Raw genomic sequence first — 9533 nt, 5'->3', positions numbered from 1 at the left:
GGACCGCCACCAGGTGGCGGTCCCAGCCGGCCCCGGGGTGCCAGTAGCCGGCGGCGTCGCCGAGCGGAACGTCCAGGCGCAGCACGGTCGTTGCGGCCGAGTCGGCGCGGACGTGCAGCACCGTGGTGCTGCCGGAGTCCCCCGCTCCCCCGGCGTCCCCCGCGGTCGCCTTGTCCCCGGTGGACTCGACGTGCCCCGCCCCGGCGGGCTCGACACTCAGCCGCGCGCCGTCCGTCAGCAGGCCGGCCGAAGCGCCCTGCACGCACAGCGCGTCGCGGTCGACCCACAGTCGCGCCGGATCGGCGAACTCGGCCATCACCACTCCCCTCCACGGCCGGATCGCACTCCGACCATCTGAGACAACGTTGGCTGAGACCCCGGCAGCCGGGATCGCTCGGGACTTTTCGGGAGCACATCGGGTACACGTCACGGCACGGGCCGTGCGCTCACCAGCAGTTGAGGTCTTCGTTCCTGGTCAGATGAGTCATGACGCCTGTCGAATCGTCAACCACCGCACGGCGGAAGGAGATTCCGGGCTGCTACTCCGGCCCGGGGGTCCCTCTCGTTCGGTCGTGCTGAACCATAGCCATCCGAGACAACGTTGCCTAGAGTTTTCACCCGAGTCACCGAGAAATCTCTTCACCCGGACCGGAGGACACCCGTGTCACCAGCCGTTTCTCTGCCCGCCCCGGAGATCTTCGTTCGCGGCCGCGCCGTCGTCGGCGAGGGTCCGGTGATCGACCGGCGCACCAACGAGCTGCTCTGGGTGGACATCCCGGCCGGCGTGCTGTCCCGCAGCCCGCTCGCCGCCCCGGGCTCCCCGCCCGAGTCCGGGCCCGAGTCCGGGCCCGAGTCCGGGCCCGCGTCCGTGGTGGCCCGCGTCGGCATGAGCCTGGGGGCGGTCGCGGTACGGGACCGCGGCGGGTATGTCGCCGCGGTGGGCGCGGGGTTGGGGGTGATCGGCGCGGATCGTGCGGGTGGCTCGGCGGACGCGGCGGACGAACCGGCGGACGGCTCGGCGGGCGATTCAGCGGGCGAACCGGCAGGCGAGGGGCTCGCGTTGACCGTCGTCCACCCGGTGCTGCCCGAGCCGGACCGGCGGATGAACGACGCCAAGTGCGACCCGGTAGGCCGCTTCTGGGCCGGCAGCACCACGCTCGGATTCCCCGCCGGCGGCGGCGCGGTGCACTGCTGGGACCCCGCCGGCGGGGTGCGTACCGCGCTGCGCGGCCTGACCCTGCCCAACGGCCTGGGCTGGAGCCCGGACGGCACCCGGTTCTACCTGGCCGACAGCGTCCGACGCGTGCTGCTCACCGCGCCGTTCGACCCGGCGGACGGACAACTCGGTCCGGTCCGCGAACTGTTGCGGTATGACAGCGGCGACGGCATGCCGGACGGCCTGTGCGTCGACGAGGACGGCTGCCTGTGGGTCGCGGTCTGGGGCGCGGGCGAGGTACGCCGCTACGACCCGCACGGCCGCTGCCTGGCCGTCCTGCGGATGCCCGTGTCGCAGCCGTCGTCCTGCGCGTTCGGGCCGGACGGGACGCTCTACGTCACCTCGGCGTCCGACGAGTTGCGCCCTGGGACGGAGCCGCTCGCCGGGTCGGTGTTCGCGCTGCCGGGCACGGCCTTCCGCGGCGCGGCGGTGGGCACGTTCGCGGGGTGAGCGAGGCGGCGCCGCGCACGGCGGGAAGTCCGGCCCCCGGGGCGGGGGTTCAGCGCCGCGCCGGGCCGGCCGGTGCCCGGCGGTTCGCGCCGCTGCGCTCCACCAGGGTGGTGGGGATGACCACGGTCCTGGGCCGCGACGTGTCGCCCGCGATCCGCTGGAAGAGCAACTCAGCGCCGATCCGGCCCATGGCGCGCGCGTCGTAGGACACCACGGTCAGCGGGTGCGCCATCAGTCCGGCGGTCTCGAAGTCGTCGAAGCCGACCACGGCGGCCTCCTGCCCGAGCCGGCTCAGCGCGCCCAACACCCCAAGTGTCAGGCGGTTGTTGAGCGCGAACAGCGCGGTCGGCGGCTGCGGCCCGGTGAGCATCTCCTCGACCGCGGCCTCGGTGTCCGGCACGGTGTGCAGGCCGAACCGGATCAGGTCGGGCCGGTACGGCGCCCCGGCCCGCTCCAGCGCGGCCTCGGCCGCCGACAGCCGCGCGGACATCGGGTGGATGCTCAGCCAGTCCGACACGACGCCGATCCGCTCGTGCCCCTGGGCGGTCAGGTACTCGATCGCGGACCGCGCGCCCGCCGCGTTGTCGATCAGCACCGTGTCCGCCCGCACGTTGGTGGGCGGCCGGTCCAGGAACACCGCGGGCGTGCCCATCTCTATCTCGGAGCGCAGGTAGACGTGGTCGGCGGTGCTGCCGGCGGGTACCACCAGCAGCCCGTCGACGCGCCGCTCGCACATCTGCAACAGGAGCCTGCGCTCCCGGTCGGCGTCCTCCTCGGAACTCGCGGTGATCAGCAGGGTGTCGTTCTCCAGGGCGCACTGCGCCGCGGCGGCGGCGATGCCCGCGTAGAACGGGTTGGCCAGGTCCTCGATGAGCAGGCCGACGGTGGCCGAGGTGCTGCGGGTGCGCAGGTCCCGGGCCATGCCGTTGCGCCGGAACCCCAGCCGCGCCACCGCCGCCCGGACCCGGGCGGCCATCTCCGGATCGACGGTGGACACGCCGTTGACCACGCGCGAGACGGTCTTGAGGCTGACGTCGGCCTCGCGGGCGACGTCAGCCATCGTCGGCCGCCGTGGGGCGGCCGCGCCGGTCGGACTCGGGCTCGGGCTCGGTGTATCCACGTGATGTCCCCCCTCGGCGACGTGGCGCCGAGAGATGGGCCAACGTTGTCTCGCGGGCCGATCATACATCCGCCAGGATCGGAGGTGTCACCCTACGCCGTCGCCCACCTCCGTCCCGACCGGACCGAACCCGAGCGTGAAGCGGGCCGGGAGCGCGGCCAGTTCGTGCCGCGGCTGGAGGGCATGACCGCACGACGCGCTGCCGAGGCCGTGGTGTTCGAGGTCCAGGTTGAGGTGGGTCCGGCCGTCGGGCCGCAGCTCCGAGGTGTGCGCGGCGGCCGCCAACTCCGCAGTGGACCAAGGCTTCGCGGTCAGGTCGAACCACGGGCTGCCGGTGATCTCCAGCCCCGGCACGGCCTGTTGGCCGCCTGTGCCCGCGGTGAGCCGGGCCCACCGCACATGACGCCGGTTGCCGTTCTCCTGCGGGTACAGGTACGGGGTCTGCATCGCGGCGACGGTGCTCGCGTACCGCCCCACGCGGACGGCCTCCTCGCTGTCCCGGTAGGACTCGCCCGGACCGAGGCCGAACCAGGCCACCCGGTCGAGCGCGCCCGGCAGGCTCATCGCGACGCCGAGCCTGGGCAGCGGGACCGGCCAGGGCGCGGTCGGCGCGGTGTCGACGGTGAGCACGAGCCGGTTCCCCGGCGCGGTGCTCCAGTGGTAGTCGGCGAGCAGCGCCAGGTCCAGGCCGGCCGGGACGATCTTCGTACGCACCGTCAGGCCCGCGTCGCCGGTACGGATGTCCAGGACCTTGTGCTGGAGCCGGTGCAGGCCGGCCCGTTGCCACGCCGCCAGCAGCGGTGATCGGCGTTCGTTGTCGATCGGGGCCCGCCACAGGTCGACGCGGGGACCGTCGAGGGTCAGGTCGCCGAGGCGGATCAGGGTGCCGGTGACGGCGTCGAACTCGCCGGCGCCCAGGGTGACGGTGCCGCCGCGGCGACGGACCACCGCCGTCGTCGCGGCGGTCGCGGGCGCCGCGGGCAGGTGCGGCGACGCGAGCCGCGGCGGGGAGGTGCGCGGGGTTTCGCCGCCCGGCTCCCCGGTGAGCGGTGTGCTGCCGGCCGCCGGGGCGATCTGCGCCCAGGCGACGGTGTGCCCGGCCGCGGCCCAGCGTTCGTCCGCGCCGAGTTGCGCGCTCACGGTCAGCCAGCGCTCGCCCGGTCCTGCCGCGTCGAGCGCCTTGACCAGGGTCTCCGGCCAGTCCGCCCGGCCGGTCCCGCCGGGTCCGGTCACGGCCACCTCCCACTCGCCCTCCCCGGACTGCTCGCCGTCCACTTCGAGCAGCCAGGTCCACCGCAGGTAGCCGGTGTCGCGGGTGTGGTGCAGGTTGCGCAGCTCGATGCCGCCGCCGTCCGCGCGGGCGGTGATCCGGACCGGCTCGATCACCTTGGCGTACTCCAGCAGGCCCGGCGAGGGGGTGCGGTCGGGGAACAGCAGGCCGTCGGCGACGAAGTTGCCGTCGTGCACCGGCTCGCCGAAGTCCCCGCCGTAGGCGTAGTACAAGGTGCCCTCGGGGCTGCGCCGGGCGACGCCGTGGTCGATCCACTCCCATACGAAGCCGCCGGCCAACCGGGGGTGGAGCTCGAACAGTTCCTGGTACTGGCGCAGGCCGCCGGGGCCGTTGCCCATCGCGTGGGCGTACTCGCACAGCATGAACGGCATCGCGCGCCGTCGGGCGTCGTTGGCCGGGTCGCCGGTGCGCGGCTCCTGCCCCGCCCCGATCGCCGCGACCACCGGGTAGTCGGCGTACATGGCCGAGTACAGGTCGGTGTAGGCGCAGTCGTCCCAGTCGCCCTCGTAGTGGATGAGCCGGTCCGGGTCGCGGTCGCGTATCCACGCGGCCATCGCCGCGAGGTTCTCGCCGACGCCCGACTCGTTGCCGAGCGACCAGATCACCACGCTGGGGTGGTTCTTGTCCCGCTCGACCATCCGCTCGGCCCGGTCGAGCAGCGCGGGGCGCCAGGCCGGGTCGTCGCTGGGGTTGCGCCGCCAGCCGTTCTCGGCGAAGCCGTGGGTCTCCAGGTCGCACTCGTCGACGACCCACAGGCCGTACTCGTCGCACAGGTCGAGGAAGGCCGACTCCGGCGGATAGTGGCTGGTCCGCACGGCGTTGATGTGGTGCCGCTTCATCAGCAGCACGTCGGCGAGCATCGTCTCGCGGGTCAGGGTCCGGCCGCCGACCGGGTCCCATTCGTGCCGGTTGACCCCGCTCAGCAGCAGCGGGGTGCCGTTGGCCGTGAGCACGCCGTCTTCGACCGCGATCCGGCGGAACCCGATGCGCAGCGGCACCCGTTCGGTCGCCGTCACCAACTCGCCTGCGTACAGCCGTGGTTGCTCGGCGCTCCAGGGCTCGATGTCCGGCAGGGTGTACGGCCCGGCGGGGTCGGCGTCGTTGATGTCGAGTTCGGGCACGCTGAGGCGGGCGTCGCCCTCGACGTCGATCCGCAGGGTGCCGGCGCCCGTGCGGTGGTCGTAGTCGGCGTGCACGAAGAAGTCGGCGATGCCGCCGGCCGGCCGGGCCAGTAGCCGTACCGAGCGGAAGATCCCCGACAGCCACCACATGTCCTGGTCCTCCAGGTAGGTCGCGGCGGACCACTGGTGGACCCGGAGGGCCAGGACGTTACGGCCGGGGCGCAGCACGTCGGTGACGTCGAACTCGGTCGGCAGCCGGCTGCCTTTACCGTCGCCGAGCGGTTGCCCGTTGAGCCAGACCGCGAAGCAGGAGTCCACGCCCTCGAACCGCAGGACGACCGTTCCCCCGCCGAATCCCTCCGCGACCTCGAACTCCCGGCGGTACTCGCCCGTCGGGTTGTCGTCGGGCACCCGCGGCGGGTCGACGGGGATCGGGAAGGTGACGTTGGTGTAGGCGGGCGTGCCGAAGCGGCCGGGGCCGGGGGCACCGTCCATCTGCCAGCACGACGGCACCGCGATGCCGGTCCAGTCGCCGGCGCCGGAGGAATCGGGCGAGGGGTCGGAGGAGTCGGGCGAGGGGTCGAAGGAGGGGTCCTCGAACCCGGGGGTGAGGTCGTGGAGTCCGGCGGCGAGCCGGAAACTCCACCGGCCGTCCAGCTCGATCGAGGGCGCGTCGGAGTCGAACGCCGCGCGGGGCCGCAGCCGGCCGGTGCCGGGCGAGACGTCCTCGACATAGGCGCAGTCGTCCGGGTGGTGGCTCCGGCTCTGGGCGTGGTCCATCGGTGCGACGGTCCTTTCCGGGGGTTGCGCGGTTCGGTTCCGGTCGGTTCGGTTCCGGTCGGGGCGGATCAGGGCGGTTCTGGTCAGGTCGGTTCGGGTCAGGGGGTCAGCCGGCGGCGGGCGGCGCCGTCGAGGCGCGGACCTTGAGGGTGCTGGGCATGACGATCTCGCGCTGCGCCGGGGGCCGTCCGTCGAGCAGGTCGAGCAGGATCTGCGCGGCGCGCCGGCCCACGTCCACGCTGTGCAGGCTGACGCTGGTCAGCGAGGGATCGACGAGGTCCGCGGCCTCGGTGTCGTCGAACCCGGCCACCGACACGTCCCCGGGCAGGGCGTGTCCGCCCTCGCGCAGCCGGCGCAGCGCGCCCAGCGCCATGCCGTCGTTGAAGGCGAAGATCGCGGTGGGCGGGTCGGCCCGGGCCAGCAGGCGTTCCGCCGCGGCGTAGCCGGAGCCGGCGGTGAAGTCGCCCTGCGCCATGAGGTCTTCGGGGACTGGGCGGTGGGCGTCGGCGAAGGCGCGGTGCAGCCCGCGCAGCCGCGCGGCCATCGCGAGCCCGTTCTCCTGTGGGCCGTTGACCACCGCGATCCGGCGGTGCCCGAGGGCCAGCAGGTGCTGGGTCACCGCGTAGGCGCCGCCCTCGTCGTCGGGGTGCACGCAGGTGAGGTCCTCGGCGGTGTAGCCGATCACCACCATCGGGTAGTGCGCGGAGCGCAGGGCGGTCAGCGACTCGCCGCCGGCGCCGGCCTCCACCAGCAGGCCGTCGACCTGGCGGCGCTGCACGAAACGCCGGTAGGCCGACGACGGGTCGTCGGGCACCTCGCGGGTGGACAGCAGCAACCCGTAGCCGCGTGTGGTGAGTTCCTGGTCGGCGCCCTGCACCAGGCGGATCAGGTGGTCGTTGGAGAAGGCGAAGCCGGGGTCGTGCGGGAGGACGACGCCGACGACCTCGGTGCGGCCGCTCGCCAGGGCGCGCGCGCCGGCGCTGGGCCGGTAGTCGAGCACGCGCATCGCGGAGAGCACCCGGTCCCGGATCGCCTCGGTGACCGTGGGGTCGCCGTTGATCACCCGGGAAACCGTCTGGTGGGAGACACCCGCCTCCGCCGCGACGGTCCGTAGGGTCGGCCGGTCGGACACGCAGGACCTCGATTCTCGGTGACCGTTCACATGACAATGTGACGCATCCTAAGCGCCGACCTCGTGGCAGTGGAAGAGGTCGGATCCATTGACGTGGAGTGCGGGGAGTCCTAGCTTTGCGTCCCGTCAAGTGAACGGTCACTCGATCGACGCCCGGCCGGCCCCGAAGGTGCCGCGCCCACGACGAAGGACCCCTTTTCATGAGCGAGCAGGAACCCGCACAGACCCCACCCGCGCCTCGCACCGGTGCCGTCAGCCGCCGTCAACTGCTGGCCTACGGCCGGAACGCCGCGCTCGTCGCGGGCGCGGCCCTGGCGATCCCGGCCACCGTCGCCACCGCGGCCTCCGCCGCCGCGCCCACCATCGCCAAAGGCAGCCTGGCCAAGGCGCGTTCGGCCGCCGCCCTGGACACCACCCTCACCAACGTCGTCACCTCCTGGACCGGGAACACGTTCTCCGGCGCCACCGAGTGGGTGCAGGACTTCGTCTTCAACATCGCCGTCACGGCCGACGGCGCCGTCTACACCGTCAGCTTCTGGGACGAGGGCGGGGACTACGCCGGCATCTACAAGGACGGCCACCTCATCGGCAACTGCCACGGCGCGAACGGCGACGCGGTGGCGGTCAACAGCTCCTACGCGTACCTCAGCGTGGGCAACGGCCTGACCCGGTTCGGCCTGGACGGCACCATCACCTCGCAGACCTACGCCGTCGGCAGCCCACCTGCCGCGGCGGCGGCCTCGGACACCCAGGTAGTGGCCACCGACCGCACCAACAACAAGGTCCTGGTCTTCGACGCCGCCACCGGCGCGGTGCAGCACTCCTGGAGCGTCGACCAGCCCGGCTCGGTGACGATCGGCGCGAGCGGCGACATCTGGGTCGTCGCGAACATCACCCGCGACACCAACGACGGGCACTTCTGGCACGTCGACGCCGCGAAGCCGGCGCAGATCCTGCACTTCTCCAACACCGGTGCCACGCTGGGCGGGACGATCAGCGGACCGTCCGCCGACTGGATACCGACCTCGCTGGCGGTGGACGTCAACGGGGACCTGCTGGTCGGCGACAACGGCCCGCTGCGCCAGGTGCACACGTACACCAACCTGTCCGGGACGCCGTCGCTGGCCCGCAGCCTCGGCCAGGCCGGCGGCATCGGGGCGGGGACGCCCGGCCGGGTCACGCCGGACAAGCTCTTCGGCATCGTCGGCGTCGGCGGCGACTCGGCCGGCAACGTCTACGTGGCGATGTTCGAATTCGGCGTCTGGCTGCGGAAGTTCACGCCCGCCGGGGCGGTGGTCTGGCAGTTGCAGGGCAGCGCGTTCGTGGACGCGGCCGACTTCGACCCGGCCTCCGACGGCGTGGAGATCTACACCAAGCAGTGCCACTACAGCGTCGACTACGCCAAGGCGCCCGGCAGTGACTCGACCTGGCGCAGCTACACGCTGGACTCCGTCAAGTACCCCCAGGACGCACGGCTGTTCCTGACCGGCCACACCCACTCCGCCACATCGCCGTTCCTCAAACGCCTGAACGGCTCCTTGTACATGTACGTCACCGGCATGTACTGCGGGCATCTGCTCATCTACCGCATGGACGGGGAGATCGCCAAGCCGTCCAGCGCCATCTTCAAGGCGCGCTGGAACGGCGACGACCCGACCTGGCCGCCCAACCAGCCGGCGACGGGCCAGTGGATCTGGCGCGACCTGAGCGGCAACGGCGCTTTCGAGGAAGGGGAGTTCTTCCAGCCGGGCGACGGCACCAGCTCCCCCAGCAACTGCTGGGTGTGGTATGTCGACGACCGCGGCGACATCTGGGAGGGCGGCGACCGCAACCTGCGCCACTACCCGCTCCAGGGCTTCGACGCCCAGAAGAACCCGATCTACACCTACGAGAGCTTGGAGACGATCGCGCTCCCGGCTCCGTTCAGCGTCGTCCGGCGGCTGCACTACGACGTGGCCACCGACGTGATGTACATGGTCGGGTACACCCCTGACCAGCCGTTCGACAACGCGCACTGGAAGGAGTGCGGCAAGGTCCTGGTGCGCTACGACAAGTGGAGCACCGGCAACACCACGCCGACCTGGACCGTGCTGCTGCCCTGGGACACCGACGCGACCATCGTGGTGACCATGGTGAGCCTGGCCTTCGCGGGCGACTACGTCTTCGCGGCCGGCATCGAGACCCGCGGCCAGGTGTGGGTGTGGAAGGCGTCCGACGGCAGCCCGGTGGGGACCTGGCAGGCCGGCTCCATCATCGGCACGACCGATCGCTCGGGGTGGGTGGACGTGCCGTACGGCATCTCCGCGACCCGCCGCTCCGACGGCGACTACCTGGTCCAGGTCGAGGACGACCTCTACAACAAGGTGCTGCTCTACCGCTGGACGCCGTAGCGTACGGCCGCGGCCGTGTCCCGGAAGCAGCGC

The 9533-nt window shown here is 72.6% G+C and carries 5 protein-coding genes and 1 pseudogene; 2 read left to right on the top strand and 4 right to left on the bottom strand.

Annotated elements, in window-relative coordinates; genetic code table 11:
- A pseudogene (locus AC13HU_RS23280) lies at positions 1–316 on the bottom strand (hypothetical protein); the annotation flags it as partial.
- Between the two features lie 345 nt (positions 317–661).
- Here AC13HU_RS23280 and AC13HU_RS23275 point away from each other — a divergent pair.
- Entirely contained in the window at positions 662–1666 is a 1005-nt protein-coding gene (locus AC13HU_RS23275; RefSeq protein WP_483043881.1) for an SMP-30/gluconolactonase/LRE family protein, read from the top strand.
- Positions 1667–1715: 49 nt separating this feature from the next.
- Here the strand turns inward: AC13HU_RS23275 and AC13HU_RS23270 are convergent, their stop codons facing one another.
- The 3 genes from AC13HU_RS23270 to AC13HU_RS23260 all read right to left on the bottom strand — a co-directional run bounded on the left by AC13HU_RS23270 (position 1716) and on the right by AC13HU_RS23260 (position 7110).
- Positions 1716–2726, bottom strand: a complete 1011-nt coding sequence (locus AC13HU_RS23270; protein ID WP_483043880.1) for a LacI family DNA-binding transcriptional regulator — start codon at positions 2724–2726, stop codon at positions 1716–1718.
- A gap of 147 nt (positions 2727–2873) precedes the next feature.
- On the bottom strand, positions 2874–5978 hold the full coding sequence (locus AC13HU_RS23265) for a glycoside hydrolase family 2 TIM barrel-domain containing protein (protein WP_483043879.1): 3105 nt from the start codon (positions 5976–5978) through the stop codon (positions 2874–2876).
- Positions 5979–6084: 106 nt separating this feature from the next.
- A complete protein-coding gene (locus AC13HU_RS23260) occupies positions 6085–7110 on the bottom strand; it encodes a LacI family DNA-binding transcriptional regulator (protein ID WP_483043878.1) in 1026 nt (341 codons plus the stop codon).
- A 200-nt stretch (positions 7111–7310) separates the two neighbouring features.
- Between AC13HU_RS23260 and AC13HU_RS23255 the strand changes: the two genes are divergently transcribed.
- Entirely contained in the window at positions 7311–9500 is a 2190-nt protein-coding gene (locus AC13HU_RS23255; protein WP_483043877.1) for an NHL repeat-containing protein, read from the top strand.
- Positions 9501–9533 lie beyond the last annotated feature (33 nt).

This window comes from Streptomyces sp. NH27 (assembly GCF_056859195.1).
The sequence above is the reverse complement of the archived record's forward strand: the minus strand, read 5'-3'. Positions and strand labels throughout refer to the sequence as shown.